Origin of the sequence: Methylobacterium nigriterrae, assembly GCF_037106235.1 — a bacterium.
Lineage (GTDB): Bacteria > Pseudomonadota > Alphaproteobacteria > Rhizobiales > Beijerinckiaceae > Methylobacterium > Methylobacterium nigriterrae.
Genome location: NZ_JBAWTG010000052.1, coordinates 15,388 through 36,119, shown reverse-complemented (window position 1 = coordinate 36,119; position 20,732 = coordinate 15,388). Strand labels below are relative to the sequence as shown.

General features: G+C 70.8%; 17 protein-coding genes. 5 read left to right on the top strand and 12 right to left on the bottom strand.

All coding sequences use genetic code 11. The annotated features are described in order from the left end of the window. Window positions 1-265: 265 nt before the first annotated feature. Complete coding sequence (locus WDW90_RS22440; protein WP_336489683.1) at window positions 266-436, bottom strand: hypothetical protein; 171 nt, start codon at window positions 434-436, stop codon at window positions 266-268. Between the two features lie 129 nt (window positions 437-565). Here WDW90_RS22440 and WDW90_RS22435 point away from each other — a divergent pair, with 129 nt between their 5' ends. The 3 genes from WDW90_RS22435 (at window position 566) to WDW90_RS22425 (ending at window position 3,770) form a co-directional block, all read left to right on the top strand. Then, window positions 566-865 carry a hypothetical protein gene (locus WDW90_RS22435; RefSeq protein WP_336489682.1) on the top strand — a complete coding sequence of 100 codons (300 nt, stop codon included), beginning with the start codon at window positions 566-568 and terminating at the stop codon, window positions 863-865. A gap of 204 nt (window positions 866-1,069) precedes the next feature. Then, complete coding sequence (locus WDW90_RS22430; protein ID WP_336489681.1) at window positions 1,070-2,578, top strand: DEAD/DEAH box helicase; 1,509 nt, start codon at window positions 1,070-1,072, stop codon at window positions 2,576-2,578. A 127-nt stretch (window positions 2,579-2,705) separates the two neighbouring features. After that, entirely contained in the window at window positions 2,706-3,770 is a 1,065-nt protein-coding gene (locus WDW90_RS22425) for a GGDEF domain-containing protein (protein WP_336489680.1), read from the top strand. Between the two features lie 39 nt (window positions 3,771-3,809). On the opposite strand, the gene WDW90_RS22420 is transcribed toward WDW90_RS22425, so the two are convergent. From WDW90_RS22420 to WDW90_RS22390, 7 genes are all read right to left on the bottom strand, one after another. Continuing rightward, window positions 3,810-4,190 (bottom strand): HesB/IscA family protein, encoded by a 381-nt coding sequence (locus tag WDW90_RS22420; RefSeq protein ID WP_336489679.1) that lies wholly within the window; start codon window positions 4,188-4,190, stop codon window positions 3,810-3,812. A 165-nt stretch (window positions 4,191-4,355) separates the two neighbouring features. Beyond that, the gene (locus WDW90_RS22415) at window positions 4,356-4,736 is read right to left on the bottom strand and encodes an SUF system Fe-S cluster assembly protein (protein ID WP_336489678.1); all 381 of its coding nucleotides are present in this window, start codon (window positions 4,734-4,736) and stop codon (window positions 4,356-4,358) included. Between the two features lie 14 nt (window positions 4,737-4,750). Continuing rightward, window positions 4,751-5,995 carry a cysteine desulfurase gene (locus tag WDW90_RS22410; RefSeq protein ID WP_336489677.1) on the bottom strand — a complete coding sequence of 415 codons (1,245 nt, stop codon included), beginning with the start codon at window positions 5,993-5,995 and terminating at the stop codon, window positions 4,751-4,753. Window positions 5,996-6,198: 203 nt separating this feature from the next. Further along, window positions 6,199-7,521, bottom strand: coding sequence for a Fe-S cluster assembly protein SufD (sufD, locus tag WDW90_RS22405; RefSeq protein ID WP_336489676.1), 1,323 nt, complete (start codon window positions 7,519-7,521; stop codon window positions 6,199-6,201). Window positions 7,522-7,524: 3 nt separating this feature from the next. Continuing rightward, window positions 7,525-8,277 (bottom strand): Fe-S cluster assembly ATPase SufC, encoded by a 753-nt coding sequence (gene sufC, locus WDW90_RS22400; protein WP_336489675.1) that lies wholly within the window; start codon window positions 8,275-8,277, stop codon window positions 7,525-7,527. Window positions 8,278-8,363: 86 nt separating this feature from the next. Continuing rightward, window positions 8,364-9,833, bottom strand: coding sequence for a Fe-S cluster assembly protein SufB (gene sufB, locus WDW90_RS22395; protein ID WP_336489674.1), 1,470 nt, complete (start codon window positions 9,831-9,833; stop codon window positions 8,364-8,366). A gap of 67 nt (window positions 9,834-9,900) precedes the next feature. Continuing rightward, window positions 9,901-11,070: a cysteine desulfurase family protein gene (locus tag WDW90_RS22390; RefSeq protein WP_336489673.1), complete on the bottom strand. Its 1,170-nt coding sequence runs from the start codon at window positions 11,068-11,070 to the stop codon at window positions 9,901-9,903. Window positions 11,071-11,366: 296 nt separating this feature from the next. On the opposite strand from WDW90_RS22390, the gene WDW90_RS22385 reads away from it, so the two are divergent. Beyond that, the gene (locus WDW90_RS22385) at window positions 11,367-12,023 is read left to right on the top strand and encodes an alpha/beta hydrolase (protein ID WP_336489672.1); all 657 of its coding nucleotides are present in this window, start codon (window positions 11,367-11,369) and stop codon (window positions 12,021-12,023) included. Between the two features lie 24 nt (window positions 12,024-12,047). Here WDW90_RS22385 and WDW90_RS22380 read toward each other — a convergent pair whose 3' ends face one another. Both WDW90_RS22380 and WDW90_RS22375 read right to left on the bottom strand, forming a co-directional pair. After that, the gene (locus WDW90_RS22380; RefSeq protein WP_336489671.1) at window positions 12,048-16,175 is read right to left on the bottom strand and encodes a Pls/PosA family non-ribosomal peptide synthetase; all 4,128 of its coding nucleotides are present in this window, start codon (window positions 16,173-16,175) and stop codon (window positions 12,048-12,050) included. Between the two features lie 286 nt (window positions 16,176-16,461). Continuing rightward, window positions 16,462-17,049: a histidine phosphatase family protein gene (locus tag WDW90_RS22375; RefSeq protein ID WP_336489670.1), complete on the bottom strand. Its 588-nt coding sequence runs from the start codon at window positions 17,047-17,049 to the stop codon at window positions 16,462-16,464. Between the two features lie 147 nt (window positions 17,050-17,196). On the opposite strand from WDW90_RS22375, the gene WDW90_RS22370 reads away from it, so the two are divergent. Further along, window positions 17,197-18,210 carry a polyphosphate kinase 2 family protein gene (locus tag WDW90_RS22370; RefSeq protein ID WP_336489669.1) on the top strand — a complete coding sequence of 338 codons (1,014 nt, stop codon included), beginning with the start codon at window positions 17,197-17,199 and terminating at the stop codon, window positions 18,208-18,210. A 434-nt stretch (window positions 18,211-18,644) separates the two neighbouring features. Here WDW90_RS22370 and fabI read toward each other — a convergent pair whose 3' ends face one another. Next, complete coding sequence (gene fabI, locus WDW90_RS22365; protein WP_336489668.1) at window positions 18,645-19,505, bottom strand: enoyl-ACP reductase FabI; 861 nt, start codon at window positions 19,503-19,505, stop codon at window positions 18,645-18,647. Between the two features lie 132 nt (window positions 19,506-19,637). Then, window positions 19,638-20,606, bottom strand: coding sequence for a DnaJ C-terminal domain-containing protein (locus WDW90_RS22360; RefSeq protein ID WP_336489667.1), 969 nt, complete (start codon window positions 20,604-20,606; stop codon window positions 19,638-19,640). Between the last annotated feature and the right edge of the window lie 126 nt (window positions 20,607-20,732).

Here is a 20,732-nt window from a genome sequence, read left to right as displayed (position 1 = left end):
GCCGTAGCCCGCGTTGAAGCCGGCGTAGAAGCCCGTCCAGGTGAAGACCGGAACCGGCGTGAACACCGGCGGCGGCGCCGCACGGCGCGGAAGATCGGCCGCGGAGGCGGCTGCGGTCATGCCGGCGAGAACGGTCGAAGCAAGGAGAAGCTTTTTCATCTGTCCATTGGTCCTGGTTGGCGAAAGCCGGCGGGCTTTTAGGCCCTGGTGGCTCCCGGGTCTGTCGCTTTCCTGCAACAAGCAGCCTCAGATAAGGTCGGATGTGTCAACGAATGGTGAAGGTTATGCGCAGGTAAGATTTCGCTTCGACGGCAAGTGTCGTGGCGCACATCGCGGCCGCTTCAAGCATAGCCGGCAGAGAAGGCGAAGTTTGTCGATTTTGTGTTGCGCGACGATGCGCCGGCCAACCCCAATCCTGCAGGATGACGCTGCGCACGGACCGCGCTGTGTTTTCGTTCGGGACGCAGGCTGCGGGAACGCCGCTCGATCCGTAAGGCCGGCATTAACCCTGACGGCACAATCTCGTGGTCGCGCCGGCCAGGTCCGGCCGAACAGGATGGGCCTCATGCTCGCTGACCTTCCCGATCCCGCCGAGCTTGAGGCCCCGGCCCGCTACCGCCTCCTGGCCTGGGCGGCGCGCGTCAGCCTCGTCGCGATCGTGGTCGCCTGCGCCGGGGCGCATTACCTGACGCATCTCGACCTGACGCACCTCGTGGCGCGGCCGCGCGGCGCCGATCCGATCGTGCAGGCCGCCGCGCGCGCCCTGCCCGACCCGGAGACCACGGGCGCGATCGGCGCCGCGGCCCGATCGGTCAATCTCGACCCGTGCACGGTCATCCGCCGGCTCGCCGGGTCGGGCGCCTGAGGCCGGCTGCCGGCCGCCTTTGCCGGCGGGATAAGGCCGATCCCGGCGCGAGAGGCTGATTGACAAGCCGGGCCAAGGCTCTAAGTGTCGCCGCACTCGCATGCGCGGCGGGTTCTAAGCCGAGACAGCCGTTGATGCCGTTGCCGCGATGATCTCCTCCGCGCCGGCCGGTCCCTTCGCGCGCGCAACGGTTCTCTAAAGAAAATGTCTTTTGCCGACCTCGGATTGAGCGACAAGGTCCTGCAGGCCGTCACAGCCGCCGGCTACACGGAGCCGACGCCGATCCAGGCCCAGGCGATCCCGCACGTGCTCGCTCGCCGGGATGTGCTGGGCATCGCCCAGACCGGCACCGGCAAGACCGCGGCCTTCACGCTGCCGATGCTGACCATGCTGGAGACGGGCCGGGCGCGGGCGCGCATGCCCCGCACCCTGATCCTGGAGCCGACCCGCGAGCTCGCCGCGCAGGTCGTGGAGAATTTCGAGCGCTACGGCACGAACCACAAGCTGAACGTCGCGCTCATCATCGGCGGCGTCTCCTTCGCCGACCAGGACGCCAAGCTCACCCGCGGCACCGACGTGCTGATCGCGACGCCCGGTCGCCTGCTCGACCATTTCGAGCGCGGCAAGCTCCTGCTGACCGGCGTCGAGCTCCTCGTCATCGACGAGGCCGACCGCATGCTCGACATGGGCTTCATCCCCGATATCGAGCGCATCGTGAAGATGGTGCCCTTCACGCGCCAGACGCTGTTCTTCTCCGCGACGATGCCGCCGGAGATCGAGCGGCTCGCCGACATGTTCCTGCACAATCCCCAGCGCGTCGAGGTGGCCCGCCCCGCCTCCACGGCCGCCACCATCGTGCAGCGCCTCGTCGCCACGGGCTCGGAGGGCCACGAGAAGCGCGACCGCCTGCGCCAGCTGATTCGCGGCGAGGCCGAGCTCAACAACGGCCTCATCTTCTGCAACCGCAAGCGCGACGTCGCGCAGCTTCAGAAGTCGCTCGCGAGCCACGGCTTCAACGTCGCGGCGCTGCACGGCGACATGGATCAGCGCGCCCGCACCATCGCCCTCGACGGCTTCCGGTCCGGCGAGGTGCCGCTCCTCGTGGCGAGCGACGTCGCCGCGCGCGGTCTCGACATCCCGGCGGTCAGCCACGTCTTCAATTTCGACGTGCCGCACCATCCGGAGGATTACGTCCACCGCATCGGCCGGACCGGCCGCGCGGGCCGGGCCGGCCACGCCTTCACCCTGGTGGGCCGCGGCGACGACCGCTCACTCCAGGCGATCGAGGCCCTGATCGGCCAGCCGATCCCCTGGCTCGACGGCGACCTCTCCGCGCTGCCCGAGGACGACGCCGAGGGCGAGGGCCGCACGCGCCACCGCGGACGCGGCGCCCGGAGCGGCGAGTCCGCGCGCCGCTCGCGCGGCGGCCGGGGCACGGGCGAGGCCCGCAGCACGTCCGGGCGCCGCAACGCCCCGGAGCGCGCCCGCGCCGCGGAGGCCGAGGCGACTCCCGCCCGCGAGGCTCCCTCGCGCGAGGCTCCCTCGCGTGAGGACAATCCCGTCGCGTCGGCCCCCTCGCGGCAGCGTCCGGAGCGCGGCAGCGAGCGCGGCCGCCACCGCCGCGACGAGGAGGACGGCGAGACGCCGGTGGGCCTCGGTGCGCACGTTCCGGCCTTCCTGCTCCGGCCGGCTATCGTCAAAAAGCGCAAATAACGTCACGCTTCGGCGGCCTCGCGCGCGGCCGCTTAACGCTCCATCCACTGTCGCGGCTGCATCCTCGCGGGCACGGCTGTCCCCCGAATCCGCAGGGCGGCCGGACTAACCGGATGGTGGTGATCGGATGAGCGACGGGAGTCACGGCGACCGCGATCGGACCTTCGCGGTGGCGGAGCGCGCCACCCAGCTCATGCGCGATTACGGTTCCTCGGCGACGCCCCGGGCCTACAGCGTCTGGTACGCCTACGTCTCCGGCTCGCACCCCCTGATGAGCGACGCCATCAAGCGGCTCACTGCGCAGAACGGCTGCCTCTGCGACGGCGACATCGACGCGCTCTACGACACCTACATCGACGGCCGCCGCCTCTCCATCGCGGCCGAGAAGATGAGTGCCAGCGTGCTCGCCGAGATCGAGAGCATCACCGAGATGCTCGACCTCTCGCTCGGCTCGACCGCGCAATACGGCGAGTCGCTCAAGGCCTTCTCGCACGACCTCGCCGGCGCGATGCTCAACCGGGCGCGCATCCGTGAGATCATCGCGTCGCTCGTCACCACCACCCGCGAGGTGTCGGCCAACAACCGCACCCTCGAGGCGCGGATGCGCGAGAGCCGGTCCGAGATCGAGACCCTGCGCGAGACCCTCGAGGCCACCCGCATCGAGAGCCTGACCGACCCGCTGACCGGGCTGTCGAACCGCAAGCACTTCGAGGAGATGCTGGCCGCGACCGTGGATGCGGCCGCCGCGCGCGGCGTCACCTCGAGCCTGATCGTGCTCGACATCGACTTCTTCAAGCGCTTCAACGACCTCTACGGACACCTCACGGGCGACCAAGTGCTGCGCCTCGTCGGGATCGTGATGCGCGAGCACGTCCAGCCCGGCGCGACGCTGTCGCGCTTCGGCGGCGAGGAATTCGGCATCCTGCTGCCCGATACCGATCGCGCCGCCGCGCAGGTCATCGCGGAGCGGGTGCGCACCAGCGTGATGGGGCGCGAGCTCGTGAAGCGCTCCACCGGCGAGTCGCTCGGCAAGGTCACGGTCTCCCTCGGCATCGCCGCCTATCGTCGCGGCGATACCCCGGTCTCGCTCCTGGAGCGGGCCGACCTCTGCATGTTCGCGGCCAAGCGCCGGGGCCGCAACCGCTGCGTCGACGACAGCGTGCCCCTCGACGAGCTCTCCCACGTCGCCTGACGGTTCACGGACCGATGCGCCGCGGGGCGCCGCGCAGCCTCACGCCACGGCGGCGCGCAGCGCGTCGGGATTGGCCGGCGTGATCGCGACCGATTCGCCGCAGCCGCAGGCCGAGGTCTGGTTCGGGTTGTTGAACACGAACTGGGACGCGAGCTTCGTGGTCTGGAAATCCATCTCGGTGCCGAGCAGGAACAGCACCGCCTTCGGGTCGATGAAGACGGTGACGCCGCGATCCTCGATTGTGTCCTCGCCGGGCATCGGCCCGTCCGCGTATTCCATCGTGTAGGACATGCCGGCGCAGCCGCCATTCTTCACGCCGACCCGCAGGCCGGCGATCGGCCGCTCCGCATCGGCGATGATGGCCTTGATCCGGTCGGCCGCGGCTTGCGTCAGCGACATGACCTTGAAAACTGATGACATCGAGTGCTCTCCGGCAGCCGGGTTCAAGGCCCGGGCGGGTGCGTGGACGGTGACGACGGGAAGATAAGCATCGGCCGGATATGAATCCACCGCCGCGGGGCCGCGGCCGGGGAATCCGGTCGGTGCCGGGACGCTTCCCGACGGTCCGGTCCCCGGGCCCGCGCCTCACCACATGTCGAGGGCGACGCGGGCCTCGTCGGACATGCGGCTCTGGTCCCACGGCGGGTCGAACACCATCGTGACCGCGCAGGACTGGACGCCGGGCACCGCCGAGACGGCGTTCTCGACCCAGCCCGGCATCTCGCCGGCCACCGGGCAGCCCGGTGCGGTCAGCGTCATGTCGATCGAGACCGTGCGGTCGTCGGCGATGTCGACCTTGTAGATCAGGCCGAGCTCGTAGATGTCGGCCGGGATCTCGGGGTCGTAGACGGTCTTCAGGGCCGCCACGATAGCGTCGGTCAGGCGATCGAGCTCCTCGGCGGGAATCGCGGAGGCGCCCTCCACCGCGGGGGCGTTGGTGCCGCCGGTGATCGTTTCATCGGACATACTCGAAAAACCTTTCAGGCGAACAGCATCTCGGCCTTGGCGAGCGCCTCGGCCAGGGCGTCGACCTCCTGGCGGGTATTATACAGCCCGAACGAGGCGCGACAGGTCGAGGTGACCCCGAACCGGCTGAGGAGCGGCATGGCGCAGTGCGTGCCGGCCCGCACCGCGACGCCCTGCCGGTCGATCACGGTGGCGATGTCGTGGGCATGCGCGCCCTTCATCTCGAAGGCGATAACGCCGCCCTTGTCGCGGGCCGTGCCGATGAGGCGCACCGCGTTCATCGCGCCGAGCCGGTCCTGGGCGTAGGCCGTGAGCGCCGCCTCGTGCGCCGCGATCCGGTCGCGCCCGAGCGTCATCATGAACTCGAGCGCGGCGCCGAGTCCCACCGCCTCGACGATCGCCGGCGTGCCGGCCTCGAAGCGATGGGGCGGGTCGTTGTAGGTGATCGCGTCCTCGGTCACGGTCCGGATCATCTCGCCGCCGCCCTGGTAGGGGGGCAGCCGCTCGAGCCACTCCCGCTTGCCGTAGAGCACGCCGATCCCGGTCGGGCCGTAGACCTTGTGGCCGGTGAAGACGTAGAAGTCGCAGTCGAGGGCCCGCACGTCGATGGTTCGGTGGACCGCGCTCTGCGCCCCGTCGAGGAGCACCGGCACGCCGTGGGCGTGGGCGATGCGCACGATCTCCTCGGCCGGTGTCACCGTGCCCAGCACGTTCGACATGTGGGTGATCGCCACCATCCGGGTGCGGGCCGAGAACAGCTTCTCGTATTCCTCGACGAGGAAGTTGCCGTCGTCGTCGACCGGCACCCACTTGATCACCGCGCCGCGGCGCTCGCGCAGGAAGTGCCAGGGCACGATGTTCGAGTGGTGCTCCATGATCGACAGGATGATCTCGTCACCCTCGCCGATCTGGCCGGCCCAGCCCATCGCGCTCGCTACCAGGTTGTAGGCCTCGGTGGCGTTGCGGGTGAACACGATCTCGTCGGTCGAGGCCGCGTTGAGGAACTGGCGCGTCGTCTCGCGCGCGCCCTCGAAGCCTTCGGTCGCGGCGTTCGCCATGAAGTGCAGGCCGCGATGGACGTTCGCGTAGCCCGTCTCCATGCAGGTCACCATGGCGTCGATCACGGCCCGCGGCTTCTGGGCCGACGCGGCGTTGTCGAGATAGACGAGCGGCTTGCCGTAGACCGTCTCGGACAGGATCGGGAATTCCTTCCGGATCGCCTCGACGTCGTAGGGAGCCTGCAGGACGGGTGCGTTCATCGTCGCGTCCTTCCGGGACCTTCGCTCCCCCACCCGCAAGCCTCATCCTGAGGTGCCGGAGCGAAGCGGAGGCCTCGAAGGAGGCCTCCAGATGGCATTGCTCTCCCTGGACCCTCCTTCGGGGCGGCTTCGCCGCGCCTCAGGATGGGGGCCAGGGCAGGAAAGCGGATCGACCTGCCCCTCCGGAGGCCGGCCGTTACCGGTCAGCCGCGGGCCTTCAGCCAGGCCTCGACCGAGCCGATCAGCGCCTCCCGGGCGCCCTCGTGGGTCACCGCCTCGATCGCCTCGCCCAGAAAAGCCTGGACCAGCAGGCTCTCGGCCTGCGCCTTCGGCAGGCCGCGGGCCATGAGGTAGAACAGGAGGTCGTCGTCGAGCGCGCCGCAGGTGGCGCCGTGGCCGCAGGCCACGTCGTCGGCGAAGATCTCGAGCTCCGGCTTGTTCATCATCTGCCCCTCGTCCGAGAGGAGCAGGCAGTCGGACTTCATCTTGCCGTCGGTCTTCTGGGCGACCTGCTCGACGATGATCTTGCCCTGGAACACGCCGGTCGAGTCGCCGTCGATCACGGTCTTGAACAGCTCGCGGCTCACCCCGCCCACCGCCGCGTGGTCGGCGAGCAGCGTCGAATCGGCGAGCTGCCCGTTGCCCAGCATGGTGGCGCCGTTGACCGTGGCGGTCGCGTCCGCGCCCGCGAAGAGCAGGTAGATCTGGTGGCGCGACAGCACCGCCCCGGTCACGAGGTTGACGGTCTCGATATGCGAACCGGCGCCGAGCCGGGCGGAGATCGTCGAGAGCGCGATGGCCTCGCGGCCCTCGAGGTTGAGCCGGGTGTGAAGGAAGCGGGCGCGATCGCCCACGACCACGTCGAGCGCGTCGTTCGGCTGGTAGGCAACGCCGTCCGGCCCCTCGTGGGATTCGAGCAGCGTCAGCTCGGCCTCGTCCTCGAGGGCGACGAGCACGCGGGTTGCCGTCGAGAAGGCGGCGTCGCCCGTGCCGACGAAGCGCAGGTGGACCGGGGTCTCGACCCGGGCGCCCTTCGCGACCCGGATCAGCGCGCCGTCCGCCATGAAGGCGGCGTTGAGCTGGTAGATCGGGTTCTCGCGCGTCTGGGCGACGGGGGCGAGCTGCCCGAGCAGCGGATCGCCCCGGGTCAGGCCCTCCTCGAGGGGCGTGACGGTGACGCCCGGCGGCACCCTGTCGAGGTCGGAGGCCCCGGCGACGAGGTGGCCGTTGACGAAGGTCAGGCGCACGGCCTCGATGCCGGCAAAGCCCCTCGCCCCGGCGACGGCCGCCTTCGCGGCCTCGGCGGAGGGCGCCTCGGCCGGCGCGGCCGCCTCCGTCAGGGCGGCGCGCAGGTCCGTGTACTTGAAGGCCTCGACCCGCCGGCTCGGCAGGCCCACCGCCTCGAAGTAGCGGAACGCCTCCTCGCGGGCGATCGAGACGCCCGTCGGGAACTTCATGCGGGCGACCTCGAACAGCTTGGTCAGGCCGGCCTCGGCGGGCGTGCGGAGATTGGTGACGTCTGCCATGGGTCAGGCCGCCTCGCTGTCGCGGTACTCGGCGTAGCCCGACGCCTCGAGCTCGAGCGCCAGCTCCTTGCCGCCGGACTTCACGATGCGCCCCTGGGACATGACGTGCACGCTGTCGGGCACGATGTGGTTCAGGAGCCGCTGGTAGTGGGTGATGACGAGGAAGGACCGGCCCTCCGCCCGCAGCGCGTTCACGCCCTCGGAGACGATCCGCAGCGCGTCGATGTCGAGGCCGGAATCGGTCTCGTCGAGGACGCAGAACTCGGGCTGCAGCAGCGCCATCTGGAGGATCTCCATGCGCTTCTTCTCGCCGCCGGAGAAGCCGACGTTGAGGGCGCGCTTGAGCATCTCCCGGTTGATCTCGAGCTTGTCTGCGGCCTTGTTCACCTGCCGGATGAAGTCGGGCGTCGAGATCTCGGACTCGCCCCGCGCCTTGCGCTGCGCGTTGAGGCAGGCCTTCAGGAAGGTCATCGTGCCGACGCCGGGGATCTCCAGCGGGTACTGGAAGGCCAGGAAGATGCCGGCGGCCGCGCGCTCGTCGGGGCCCATCTCCAGGATGTTCGTGCCGTTGAGCAGGATCTCGCCCTCGAGGACCTCGTAATCCTCCTTGCCGGCGATGACGTAGGACAGGGTCGACTTGCCCGACCCGTTCGGCCCCATGATGGCGGCGACCTCGCCGTCCTTCACGGTGAGGTCGAGGCCGTTGAGGATGCGGTTGTCCTCGATCTGCACGACGAGGTTCTTGATCTCAAGCATGGTCAGTTCCGAAAGTCAGAAGATACGATTGCGGGCGAAGGCGGGCCCGCGGGATCCGACCCGCGCAGGCCCTCTCTCGCGCCCGTCTAGCCGACCGAGCCTTCCAGGCTGATCGAGATCAGCTTCTGGGCCTCGACGGCGAACTCCATCGGCAGCTGCTGCAGCACGTCGCGGACGAAGCCGTTGACGATCAGCGCCGTCGCCTCCTCGTCGGAGAGCCCGCGGCTCTGGCAATAGAACATCTGGTCCTCGGAGATCTTCGAGGTCGTCGCCTCGTGCTCGAACACCGCGGAGGCGTTCTTCGACTCGATGTAGGGCACGGTGTGCGCCCCGCACTGGTCGCCGATCAGCAGGCTGTCGCAGTTCGTGAAGTTGCGCGCGCCCTTCGCCTTCTTGTGCGCCGAGACGAGGCCCCGGTAGGTGTTCTGCGATTTGCCCGCCGAGATGCCCTTCGAGATGATCCGGCTGGTGGTGTTCTTGCCCAGATGGATCATCTTGGTGCCGGAATCGACCTGCTGCATGCCGTTCGAGACCGCGATCGAGTAGAACTCGCCGCGGGAATCGTCACCGCGCAGGATGCAGGACGGGTACTTCCAGGTGATGGCCGAGCCGGTCTCGACCTGCGTCCACGAGATCTTGGAGCGGGCGCCGCGGCAATCGCCGCGCTTCGTCACGAAGTTGTAGATGCCGCCGCGGCCCTCGTTGTCGCCGGGGTACCAGTTCTGGACGGTCGAGTACTTGATCTCGGCATCGTCGAGCGCGACGAGCTCGACGACCGCCGCGTGGAGCTGGTTGTCGTCGCGCTTCGGGGCGGTGCAGCCCTCGAGATAGGAGACGTAGCTCCCCTTGTCGGCGATGATCAGCGTCCGCTCGAACTGGCCCGTGTCGCGCTCGTTGATGCGAAAGTAAGTCGACAGCTCCATCGGGCAGCGCACGCCCGGCGGGATGTAGACGAACGATCCGTCCGAGAACACGGCCGAGTTCAGCGTCGCGAAGAAATTGTCGGTCACCGGCACGACCGAGCCGAGATACTTCCGCACCAGATCGGGATGCTCGCGCACGGCCTCCGAGATCGGCATGAAGATCACGCCCGCCTTCGAGAGCTCCGCCTTGAAGGTGGTGGCGACCGACACGCTGTCGAACACGGCGTCGACGGCCACGCGCCGCTCGGGGGCGATCCCCTCGAGCACCTCGACCTCGCGCAGCGGGATGCCGAGCTTCTCGTAGGTGGCCAGGATCTCGGGGTCGATCTCGTCGAGGGACTGCGCGGCCTGCCGCTTCGGCGCCGCGTAGTAGTAGATCCCGTTGTAATCGATCTTGTCGTAGGAGACGCGCGCCCAGTCCGGCTCCTTCATGGTCTGCCAGCGCTTGTAGGCATCGAGCCGCCACTCCAGCATCCAGTCCGGCTCGTTCTTCTTGGCCGAGATGAAGCGGATCACGTCCTCGGAGAGGCCCTTCTCGGACTTCTCCATCTCGATCGTGGTCTCGAATCCGTACTTGTACTGGTCGACGTCGATGGCGCGAACGCGATCGACCGTGTCCTGCACTGCAGGCATCAGGCTTCTCCTACCAACACCGGCGTCAAGGGCCGGGGGTTTCCGAGATGGCTTGGGGCAGCTTCGCTCACGCCGCCTCCCCTCGCCGCTTATATAGGGACGAAATCACGCGTTCGAAGGCGTCGAGGAAGCGAGGCCCGTCGCTTTCAACCGTGTTCCAGCCCAGACTCACGCGCAGCGCCCCCGCGCTCAGCGCAGGACTCACGCCCATCGCGGCGAGGACGGGCGAGCGCGCCACCTTGCCCGAGGCGCAGGCCGAGCCCGACGACACGGCCACGCCCGCGAGGTCGAGCGCGATCAGGGCGGTCGCCGCGTCGAGCCCCGGCACCGCGAAGCTCAGGGTGTTCGGCAGGCGCGGCGCGCCGCGCCCGAACACCACCGCGTCGGGGGCGCGCGCGAGCACGCCCGCCTCCAGTTCGTCTCGCAGCAGCCCGAGACGCTGCGCCTCGCTCGCGAGCCTCGTTGCGGCAAGCTCCGCGGCCGCGCCCATCCCGGCGAGGCCGGGCAGGTTCTCGGTGCCGCCGCGCAGGCGCCGCTCCTGGCCGCCGCCGCGCAGGAACGGCGCCTCGAGGCCGACGCCCTCCGCGAGCGCCAGCGCGCCGACGCCCTTCGGCGCCGCGAATTTGTGGCCCGACAAGGTCAGGGCATCGAGGCCAAGCCCGTCGAAATCGACCGGGATCTTGCCCATCGCCTGCACGGCGTCGCTGTGGACGAGGGCGCGGCCATGACCGCGGGCGAGCGCCACGATCTCGGAGAGCGGCTGCACCACGCCGGTCTCGTTGTTTGCGGCGTGGACCGAGACCAGCACCACCGCGTCCCGAAGCGTGTCGAGCCGGGCGCCGAGCGCGCCGAGGTCGATCCGGCCGCTCGCGTCGACGGGGATCGTCTCGACGCAATCGGGCGCGAAGCGATGGCCGGCGGAGACGCAGGGGTGCTCGGTCGCGCCGATCAGGAGCTTGCTCGGGGCGGGCAGCCCCGCGCGCCGCAGGGCGCCGGACAGGACCGCGTTCGCCGCCTCCGTGCCGCCGCTCGTGAAGACGACCCGATCGGGCGCCGTGCCGGCGAGCTGGGCCACGGCCTCGCGCGCGGCCTCCAGGGCTGCGCGGGCGGCACGTCCCTCCTGGTGGACCGAAGAGGGGTTGCCGGGCAGGGCGAGCGCGCGCGCGACCGCCGCCGCAACCTCCGGCCGGACCGGCGAGGTGGCGTTGTGGTCGAGATAGGCGCGGCCCTGCGTCATGAACAACCCTGCGCGAGCGACCCGTCGATCGCCGACATTTCCTTGCTTTTGCCCCCCCGCGTCATGCTAAGGCGCGCGCACCGCACGCATTTCATGCAGCCGACGGCGGTGGAACGACCGGCAGTCACGGGTCAAGGCGTCTACTTTAGAATTGTTCCAATAGCCTAGAACGATTCTAAGAGCGCTTTTAGATTCGTCCTCGCCCGAGTCAAGGCTCACGGGACGGCATTTGCGTAGGCGCCTGCCATGTCCCGGTCGGGCCGCGCCGTCGGCGGCAGCCAGGAGTATTGGACACCATGCCCGAGGTCATCTTCACCGGCCCCGCCGGCCGGCTCGAGGGGCGCTACCAGGCGCCCAAGAAGAAGGGCGCGCCGATCGCGATCATCCTGCACCCGCATCCCCAGTTCGGGGGCACGATGAACAATCAGATCGTGTACAACCTTTTCTACACGTTCGCCAACCGCGGCTTCGCGGCGCTGCGCTTCAACTTCCGCGGCGTCGGGCGCAGTCAGGGCGCGTTCGATCACGGCTCGGGCGAGCTCTCGGACGCCGCCGCGGCGCTCGACTGGGTGCAGTCGGTCAACCCCGAGGCGAAGTCCTGCTGGATCGCCGGCGTCTCGTTCGGCTCCTGGATCGGCATGCAGCTGCTGATGCGCCGGCCCGAGATCGAGGGCTTCATCTCGATCGCCGCGATGGCCAACCGCTACGACTTCACCTTCCTGGCGCCCTGCCCCTCCTCGGGCCTGTTCGTGCACGGTTCCGAGGACCGTGTCGCGCCGGCCCGCGAGGTGATGCCGGTGATCGAGAAGGTGAAGACCCAGAAGGGCGTCATCATCGAGCACCAGATGGTCGATGGCGCCAACCACTTCTTCGACGGCAAGGTCGACGAGCTGACCCGGACCGTGGAGACCTACCTCGACAAGCGCCTCGGCAAGCGGGAAGAGGCGGCCTGAGCCGGCCCGGGGCGCTCCCGCCCCTCAGGCCGCGCCGGCCGCCGGAGCGTGCACCACCGGCACGGCCGGCGCGCCCTCCCATTCCGAGTGGGGCGGGATCGACTCGCCCTTCATCACGATGGTGAGGGGCCGCAACCGCGCGTAGTCGCCGACGCGGGTGTCGTAGAGGACCGTCGAGAAGGCGCCGACCGAGACGCCGCGGCCGATCTCCACCCGCCCGACCTTCATGATCCGGTCCTCGTAGAGGTGCGTCTGGAGGGCCGAGGTCCGGTTGATCGTCGCGAAGTCGCCGATCGTCACGCAGTCGAACTCGGTGATGTCGGTGGTGAGCATGCAGACCCCCTGCCCCACCCTCACGCCGAAGAGCCTGAGCGCCCAGGGGAGGAAGGGCGTGCCCTGCAGGTGCTCCAGCAGCACCTTGCCGGCCAGCCCCCAATAGGCCACCGCGACGGCCTCGGTGCGCATCGCCCACCACGACCACATCGGGCGCATCCCGGGCCGGTAGCGGCCCATCAGGAGCCATTTCAGCGCGATCACGGCCGAGGACTGGATCACCGCTATGGCGACGCTCGCGGCCACGAAGCTGACGGCGAGCCCCGTCCAGTCGCCCGCCAGGATGGCCGGGTAGAAGTAGAAGTCGATCGCCGTGATCGCGAGCGTGATGTAGAGCATCGGCGAGAACGAGGTCGAGAAGGCCTCGAAGACGCCCCGCCGCAGCTTCGGGCCGAGCCCGGGCTCGTAGGTCTGGGCGGCCGAGCCGAGATCGACCTTCTGGCGCACCGGCAGCTTGATCGGCGGCGATCCGAACCAGGTCTCGCCCGGCGCCATCCTGTCGTTGGCGGGCGGCTTCGACTTGATGCCGATCAGCACGTCGTCCGGGATCACGGCGCCCGGCGGCACCACGGCGTCGTTGCCCACGAAGACGCGCGCGCCGGTGCGGACCGGATCGAGGTGCATCCAGCCGCGGCGGATCTCCTCCTCGCCGTAGACGACCTCGTCGGCGATGAAGTTGCGCGCGCCGACCTCGGCGAGGTCGTGGCGGCTGCCGAGATTGGTCGAGATCTCGGCCCCCTGCCCCATCCGGGCGCCCATCAGCCGGTACCAGGCCCGCATGTAGACGGTGGCGAAGAGCGAGGAGAGCGTCTCGAGCGTCACCTCGGCGGCGAGCGCCACGGTCCACTTGCGCAGGTAGAAGCCCGAATGGATCGAGTAGGTGCCCGCCCGCCGCCGCGGCAGCACGGTCCAGCGGATCCCGGCGATCAGCAGGACGGTGCCGGCCGTCATCAGCATCGCGGTCGGCCAGGTCAGCAGCGGCAGGTAGAAGTGGTAGTCGATGTCGGTCATGTCGCCGAGCGAGTCGCTGATCTGGTCGAAGAGGAAGAAGGCCGGGAAGATCGGCAGCAGCCCGACCGCGGGGATCGCGGCGAGCAGCAGCGCGTAGGCCGCGAGGAAGCCGGCCCGGCGGCGGGGCGAGGCCGTCGCGGGCGCGGGCAGGCCCGCGGGATCCGCCGCCAGATCCGCCATGCCGACCTTGCGGCCGGGCGAGCCGTCCCAGCGCTCGGCCTCGCCGATCCGGGTCCCGGCCGGCACGGTGGTGAGGTCGGCGATCTCGGCGTGATCCCCGATCACCGTGTCGTGGCTGACCACGCAGGAGGTGCCGACCGCGACGTCGCGCCCGATCGAGACGGTCCCGATCACCAGCTCGTCGCCCACCACCTCGGCATTGGCGATCACGAGGCGGCCCCCGAGCGAGGCGCCGTCGCCGATGCTGAGGAGGTCCGGCGCGCCGACGTCGATGTCGGAGATCAGGGTGTCGCGCCCGATCCGCGCGCCGAGCAGCCGCAGGTAGATGACGATGGCCGGCGAGCCCTGCAGCCACTTCACGTGGACGAGCGGCGTCAGGCGCTGCGCCAGCCACCAGCGGTAATAGTAGACGCCCCAGAGCGGGTAGCGGCCGGGCCTGGTCCGCCCGAGGATCAGCCACTTGGCCGCCACCGCCACGCAGGCGGTGACCGCGTTGATGGCGATGTAGACGAGGAGCAGCACGCCGAGCTCGCCGAAGAAGCCGAGCGAGCCGCCGGTGAGCAGCAGGTAGGTCACGAAGATGCCGAGCCACTGCGAGGTGGCGAGCGCGATCACGAAGGGCAGCGCCAGGGCCTGGGCGAGGCCGCACAGGGCCCGCCGCAGGAGCGGGGGCGCTTCGAAGCCGAGGTCGCGGGTCGCGGCCTCGGCGCCGACGCCGCCGGTGCGGGCGATCAGCGCGTCCGCCATCGCCCGCAGCGTGCGCGCGGCGTAGACGTCCTGCAGGGTGATGCCGGCGAGCGCCGGGGTCTCGCGCACCGCCGAGACGAAGCGGGCGGCGAGCAGGGAATGGCCGCCGAGATCGGCGAAGAAATCTCCCTCCAAGGGTATCGGCTGGGCGCCGAAGACCTGGTTGGCGGCCGCGAGCAGGGCGGCCTCCGTCTCGTTCCGCGGCGGCTCCTGCTCGCCCTCGGGGCTCGCGACCGTGAGCGGCGCGGCCTTCAGCGCCTTGCGGTCGACTTTGCCCGAGGTCAGGCGCGGCAGCGTCTCGGCGAGCTCGAAATGCCCCGGCACCATGTAGGGCGGCATCTGGCCGGCGAGCGTCTGGCGCAAGGTCCCCCTGTCGATGGCGGCGCCGCGCTCGGGCACCAGGAACGCGACGAGGCGGTCGACGCCGTCGTCCTGGCGCAGCACCACCGCCGCTTGGTTGACGCCCGGCTGCGCCTGGATGCGCGCCTCGATCTCGCCGAGCTCCACCCGGAAGCCGCGGATCTTCACCTGGTCGTCGATGCGGCCGTGGAACAGGATGTTGCCCACCGGATCGAGCGAGACGGCATCGCCCGAGCGGTAGAGCACCGGGTCGATGCCGCCGTCGATGCCCCCGCGCGCGAAGGGGTTGGCGACGAACTTCTCCGCCGTCAGCTCCGGGCGCTGCAGGTAGCCCTTGGCGACGCCGGGCCCGCCGATCAGCAGCTCGCCGGGCTCGCCCGGCCCCACGAGGTTCAGGGCCTCGTCGGCGACGTAGACGGTGTAGTTCGGGATCGGCCCGCCGATGGTGACGGGCTCGCCCGGCCGCATCTCGGCGGCGGTCGCCACCACGGTCGCCTCGGTCGGCCCGTAGGTGTTGAAGAGCTTTCGCGAGGGCGTCGCCCAGCGGGCGACGAGCGGCTCGGGCAGGGCCTCGCCGCCGAGGAGCACGAGGCGCACGCTCGGCAGGTCCTCGCTGATCATGGCGAGCAGCGTCGGCACGGTGTCGATCACCGTGCAGCCGGCCTCCGTCAGGATGCCGGGCAGCGCCTCGACGTCTCCCATCATGGCGGGCGAGGCCACGAACAGGCTCGCCCCGACGAGGTAGGGGACCCAGATCTCCTCCATCGAGAGATCGAAGGCGACCGAGGCACCCTGGAACACGACGTCGTCGGGCCGCATGCCGTAGAGCGCGTTCCCGGAGCGCAGGAAGTGGCAGATGTTGGCGTGGCTGATCACGATGCCCTTCGGCACGCCGGTCGAGCCCGAGGTGTAGATCAGATAGGCCGGATGCTCCGGCGTCAGGCCGGCGGCGCGCGGGTCGGGTACCGGGGCCTCCGCCGGCGTGGCGGCGGAGAGCTCGGCCGGCGTCAGGGCCGGCGCCGCGTCGGGCGCCCCGGGTTTCAGGGCCTCCGAGACGAGCAGCGCCCTGGCCTCGGCATCCGCCAGGCAGACCGCGACGCGGTCGGCGGGCGCCTCGGCGTCGAAGGGGAGCCAGGCCGCCCCCGAGAGGGTGATGCCGATCTGGCTGATCAGGAGATCGGGGCCGCGCGCCATCCACAGGCCGACGACGTCGCCGGGCCCGATGCCGCGATGGGCGAGGCCGCGGGCGACGTCCCGCGCCCGCTCGGCCACCTCCGCGTAGGTGAGGCGCGTGTGCCGCCCGTCCGGGCTCCTCGCGGCGCCGTCGATCAGGGCCGGATGGTCGGGCCGCGCGGCGGCGCTCGCCAGGAAGATCTCGGGCAGGACCTCGTCGCGGACCAGGTCCGGCCGCGCGGGGCCGCGCAGGACGGCCTTCCCGGCAAGGCCGGCGGCTCCGAGCCGGCCCGAATCCTCCGCGCGGGCTCCCGCGGCGGGCCGGGTCATCTCGGCGAGACTGCTCATGCGTTGCTCCGCAACCGGTCCCGATCACCGGGATCCGTCCACCTGCCGGTCCATGGCCCGGGATCGTGCCGTTATCGAGGCGCGTCCCGCACTCGCCCGCACGAAGCGCACGGCCCCGCCGAGGAGCCGGCGCGCCGTGTCGGGCGGGCTGGAGGAAACACGCGACGCCCGCATCCCGTTGCGGGATGCGCAATCTCCCCTATAGCCCGGATCCTTGAACCGGGCTTGAATACGCAGCCGTGCCCGCCGGGCGCCCTCGCGCGATCCGCTTCCGCGCCGACAATTCTCAGGCCCAGTGCCAGCGCTCGTCCTCGAGCACAAGCACGCCGCCCTGGCGGATGCCGATGCGCGGGGCGCTCCAGGGCTCGAGATGCCCGAGCGCCACCAGCATGGCGCGGGCGATGCCGCCATGGGCCACCACCACGGTGGTGCCGCGGAACGCGGCGAGCGCCGGCGCCACGCGCTCGGTGAGCATCGCGTAGCTCTCGGCCCCGAAGCCGGGGGGCTGGTAGCCCCAGCGGTCGCGGTCGCGCGCTGCGGCGCCGGCCGGGTCGCGCCGCCGGATCTCCGCCCAGGTCGAGCCCTCCCAGGCGCCGAAGCCGATCTCCTTCAGGCGCGGATCGGTGCGGTACCCCTCCGGCGGCAGGTTCAGGCAGGCGCGCAGGGCCTCCATGGTGCGCCGGGTGCGCAGAAGCGGGCTCGCCACGAAGTCGGCCCCGGCGAGGCTGTCGCCGCTGAGCGCCCGGAGCCGGTCGGCGGCCTCCTCCGCCTGCCGCAGGCCGGTGGCGTTGAGCGCGGTGTCGCGCTGCCCCTGCAGGCGCCCCTCGGCGTTCCAGTCGGTCTGGCCGTGCCGGACGAAGTAGATCGTCGCCATCTCGGTCAGGCCCTGCCGGCCCCGACGGCCGCGCCGGGATGCCGGCGCTTGCCGGAACGGCCCGGGCTGCCGATGGTTGTCGCCTTCACGCGACCCTCCTCAGCGCCCCGGACGGGGCGCGTCGATTGCGAGCAACAGAATTTCGTCATGGCGAAGAAACACGGCAAGCATGGTCGGGGCCAGCGCGAGGACAAGGGAGGCGTGACAAAGTCGCAGGAGTCTCGCGGCGGCGAATCGCGGCGGCAGGCGGCGCGCGACGCGGTGCCCTCCTCCGCGCTCTGGGCGGCGGCCGCCGCCGAGATCGCCGGCGCCAGCCCCGGCCTGATCGGGGGCCACGTCCCGGCGCTCGCGCCCGCCGCCAAGGGCATCGTCACGATCGAGCCGGGCCGCGGCTGCGACCTCGCGGCCATCGACCCGGACGCCGACGGCGGCCTCGACAAGGAGGCCGCCAAGGCGATGCTCGCCGCCGAGCGCGCCCGCATCCAGGCCCTGCAGGAGCGGCTCTACGCCGAGCACCGGCGCAGCCTGCTCGTGGTCTTGCAGGCGATCGACACGGGCGGCAAGGACGGCACCATCCGGGCGGTGCTGGAGGGGGTGAACCCGCAAGGGTGCCGGGTCTCGTCCTTCAAGGCGCCGAGCACGGACGAACTCGACCACGACTTCCTCTGGCGCTACCACCTGCGCACGCCCGGCCGGGGCATGATCGGCGTGTTCAACCGCAGCCATTACGAGGACGTGCTCGTGGTGCGGGTGAAGGGCCTCGTGCCCGAGGAGGTCTGGCGCGGCCGCTACGGGCTGATCAACGATTTCGAGCGCCTGCTCACGGCCACCGGCACCACCGTGCTGAAGTTCTTCCTGCATATCTCGAAGCAGGAGCAGAAGAAGCGTCTCGAGGCGCGGATCGCCGATCCGGCGAAGCACTGGAAGTTCGACCCGGCCGACCTCGTCGAGCGCAGGGCCTGGGACGCCTACCAGAGCGCCTTCAACGACGCCCTCACCCGCTGCTCGACGCCCTACGCGCCCTGGCACGTGGTGCCGGCCAACCGGAAATGGTTCCGCAACCTCGTCATCGCCCGCACCGTCGCGGACACTCTGGAGGCGATGGACCCGCGCTACCCGGAGGCGGCGAAGGGGATCGCCGGGATGACGGTGCCGGATTGAGGGCGCGGGAGGCTGCCGGGTCCGCGCCGCCCCACCTCTCCCGTGCGGGAGAGGTCGAGTCCGCGTCAGCGGACCGGGTGAGGGGTGCGCCGTCTGCGGAGAGGTCGCACCCCTCACCCCGACCCTCTCCCGCACGGGAGAGGGGACCCGCGCCCGGGTGAGAAGCGGCCGAGCCCTGCAGCGACGTCCTCGTGAGTGCCAACGGAGTCGGCGCGCCGCCCCACCTCTCCCGTGCGGGAGAGGTCGGGTCCGCGAAAGCGGACCGGGTGAGGGGCGCGCCGTCTCCGGAGAGGTCGCACCCCTCACCCTGTCCCTCTCCCGCACGGGAGAGGGGACCCGCGCCCGGCTCTCGATGAAAGCGGACCTCTCCGGAGCGGCGGAGGGGAGCCGCGCCCGATCCACGACCGGTGATCGCGGCAGGCCCGAGGCGGCCCTCACTCCCTGTCGAGCGACAGGTCCGGCGCCTCGGGGTTCTTCATGCCGACGACATGGTAGCCCGCGTCCACGTGCAGGATCTCGCCCGTCATGCCGCGCGACATGTCGGAGACGAGGTAGGCGGCCGTCTCGCCGACCTCGTCGATGGTGACCGTCCGGCGCAGCGGGGCGTTGTACTCGTTCCACTTGAGTATGTAGCGGAAGTCGCCGATCCCCGAGGCCGCCAGCGTCTTGATGGGGCCGGCCGAGATCGCGTTGACGCGGATGTTCTGCGGCCCGAGATCGGCCGCGAGGTAGCGCACGGACGCCTCGAGCGCGGCCTTCGCCACGCCCATGACGTTGTAGTGGGGCATCCACTTCTCGGCGCCGTAATAGGTCAGCGTCAGGAGCGAGCCGCCGTTCCGCATGAGCTTCTCGGCGCGCTGCGCCACCGCCGTGAAGGAGTAGCAGGAGATCAGGAGCGACTTCGTGAAGTTGCCCTCGCTCGTCTCGACGTAGCGGCCGGTCAGCTCGTCCTTGTCCGAGAAGGCGATGCAGTGGACCACGAAGTCGATGCCCTCGGGGAAGACCGAGGCCGCGGTCTCGAACACGGCATCGATCGAGGCCGGATCGGTGACGTCGCAATGCCCGATCACGTGCGCATCGAGCTCCCGGGCGAGCGGCTCGACCCGCTTCTTCAGGGCGTCGCCCTGGTAGGTGAAGGCGAGCTTCGCGCCGTGCGCGGCGGCGCTCCGGGCGATGCCCCAGGCGATCGAGCGGTTGTTGGCAACCCCGAGGATCAGGCCGCGCTTGCCCGCCAGCAACCCGGTTCCGGTGGCGCCTGCGCCGTCGCGATCGTGAGCCGGGTCGATATCCGCCATGATTCACCTGAAACGAAACGCCGCGGCGCCCCGCGGGCCCGTCCGGGGTCTCGGACGGCCGGAGCGCCGGGCGCATCCTTAGCGGAGGCGCGCGGAGGGGGGAAGTGCGGGCGGTGACGCTGCGGGCCGACCCTATTCCGCCCGCGCCGCCCGCCGGGCGGTGGCGTAGTCGGTCAGCGCGGCGTCGGCCTCGGCCGGCAGGGTGATGGCGGTCGTGGCGAGGAGGTCGCCGCGGCTGCCGTCCTTCTTCGGCAGGCCCTTGCCGCGCAGCCGGAAGGTGCGGCCCGAGCTCGTCATCGGGGGAATCTTCATCTCGACGGCGCCCGTCAGGGTCGGCACCCGGATCGGGCCGCCGAGCACCGCCTCCTCGAGCGGCACCTCGACGCTGACGCGCAGGTCCGCGCCCTCGACCTTGAAGCGGGGATGGGGCAGGACGTGGATCGTCAGCAGCGCGTCGCCGGGCTCGCCGCGCGGCGCCCCGGGCTGGCCGAGGCCGCGCAGCCGGATGGTCTGGCCGTCGACCACGCCCCTGGGAACCACCACGTCGACCTCGCGCCCGCCCGGCAGGCCGAGCCGCAGCTTCTCCTCGCTCGCGACCTGCTCGAGGGTCACGGTCAGCTCGGCCGCGACGTCCTCGCCGCGGGCCGGCCCGCGCTGGAAGCCGCCGCGCGCTCCGCCCGCGCCCATGCCGCCCGGGCCCATGCCGCCCGGGCCCGCACCGCCGGCCCGGAAGGCCTCGCCGAACAGGTGCGAGAAGATGTCCTCGCCGATGCCGCCGCCGCCGCCGGGCCCGCGGCCGCGGGCCATGCCCTCGAAGTCGAAGGAATTGGCCCGGCCGCCGCCGAAGCCCGAGAAGCCCTCGAAGCCGGTCGCGCGGGGCTTGCCCTCCGCGTCGATCTCGCCGCGGTCGAACTGGGCGCGCTTGGCGGCGTCGCCCAGGATCTCGTAGGCGGCGTTGGCCTCGGCGAAGCGGTCCTTCGCCTTGGCGTCGTCCTTGTTGCGGTCGGGATGGTAGGTCTTGGCGAGCTTGCGGAAGGCCTTCTTGATGTCGGCCTCGCTCGCTCCCTTGGTAACCCCCAGAACGTCGTACGGATTGCGCATCGCTCTTTCGAAACTTCGTGGCGCGCCGGGCGATCGGCCTCGGCGGGTCGGACGGTTACCCGTCATGTGGCGGCGTGTTGCTTCTTTGCAACGCCGCATTCCACGAAAAGTCGGCGCATCGCCGCA

Excerpts from the sequence above, each read along its gene's own strand:
- WDW90_RS22435 (WP_336489682.1), top strand. The coding sequence starts at position 566 with ATGCTCGCTGACCTTCCCGATCCCGCCGAGCTTGAGGCCCCGGCCCGC.
- WDW90_RS22430 (WP_336489681.1), top strand. The coding sequence starts at position 1,070 with ATGTCTTTTGCCGACCTCGGATTGAGCGACAAGGTCCTGCAGGCCGTC.
- WDW90_RS22425 (WP_336489680.1), top strand. The coding sequence starts at position 2,706 with ATGAGCGACGGGAGTCACGGCGACCGCGATCGGACCTTCGCGGTGGCG.
- WDW90_RS22420 (WP_336489679.1), bottom strand. The coding sequence starts at position 4,190 with ATGTCATCAGTTTTCAAGGTCATGTCGCTGACGCAAGCCGCGGCCGAC.
- WDW90_RS22415 (WP_336489678.1), bottom strand. The coding sequence starts at position 4,736 with ATGTCCGATGAAACGATCACCGGCGGCACCAACGCCCCCGCGGTGGAG.
- WDW90_RS22410 (WP_336489677.1), bottom strand. The coding sequence starts at position 5,995 with ATGAACGCACCCGTCCTGCAGGCTCCCTACGACGTCGAGGCGATCCGG.
- sufD (WP_336489676.1), bottom strand. The coding sequence starts at position 7,521 with ATGGCAGACGTCACCAATCTCCGCACGCCCGCCGAGGCCGGCCTGACC.
- sufC (WP_336489675.1), bottom strand. The coding sequence starts at position 8,277 with ATGCTTGAGATCAAGAACCTCGTCGTGCAGATCGAGGACAACCGCATC.
- sufB (WP_336489674.1), bottom strand. The coding sequence starts at position 9,833 with ATGCCTGCAGTGCAGGACACGGTCGATCGCGTTCGCGCCATCGACGTC.
- WDW90_RS22390 (WP_336489673.1), bottom strand. The coding sequence starts at position 11,070 with ATGACGCAGGGCCGCGCCTATCTCGACCACAACGCCACCTCGCCGGTC.
- WDW90_RS22385 (WP_336489672.1), top strand. The coding sequence starts at position 11,367 with ATGCCCGAGGTCATCTTCACCGGCCCCGCCGGCCGGCTCGAGGGGCGC.
- WDW90_RS22380 (WP_336489671.1), bottom strand. The coding sequence starts at position 16,175 with ATGAGCAGTCTCGCCGAGATGACCCGGCCCGCCGCGGGAGCCCGCGCG.
- WDW90_RS22375 (WP_336489670.1), bottom strand. The coding sequence starts at position 17,049 with ATGGCGACGATCTACTTCGTCCGGCACGGCCAGACCGACTGGAACGCC.
- WDW90_RS22370 (WP_336489669.1), top strand. The coding sequence starts at position 17,197 with ATGGCGAAGAAACACGGCAAGCATGGTCGGGGCCAGCGCGAGGACAAG.
- fabI (WP_336489668.1), bottom strand. The coding sequence starts at position 19,505 with ATGGCGGATATCGACCCGGCTCACGATCGCGACGGCGCAGGCGCCACC.
- WDW90_RS22360 (WP_336489667.1), bottom strand. The coding sequence starts at position 20,606 with ATGCGCAATCCGTACGACGTTCTGGGGGTTACCAAGGGAGCGAGCGAG.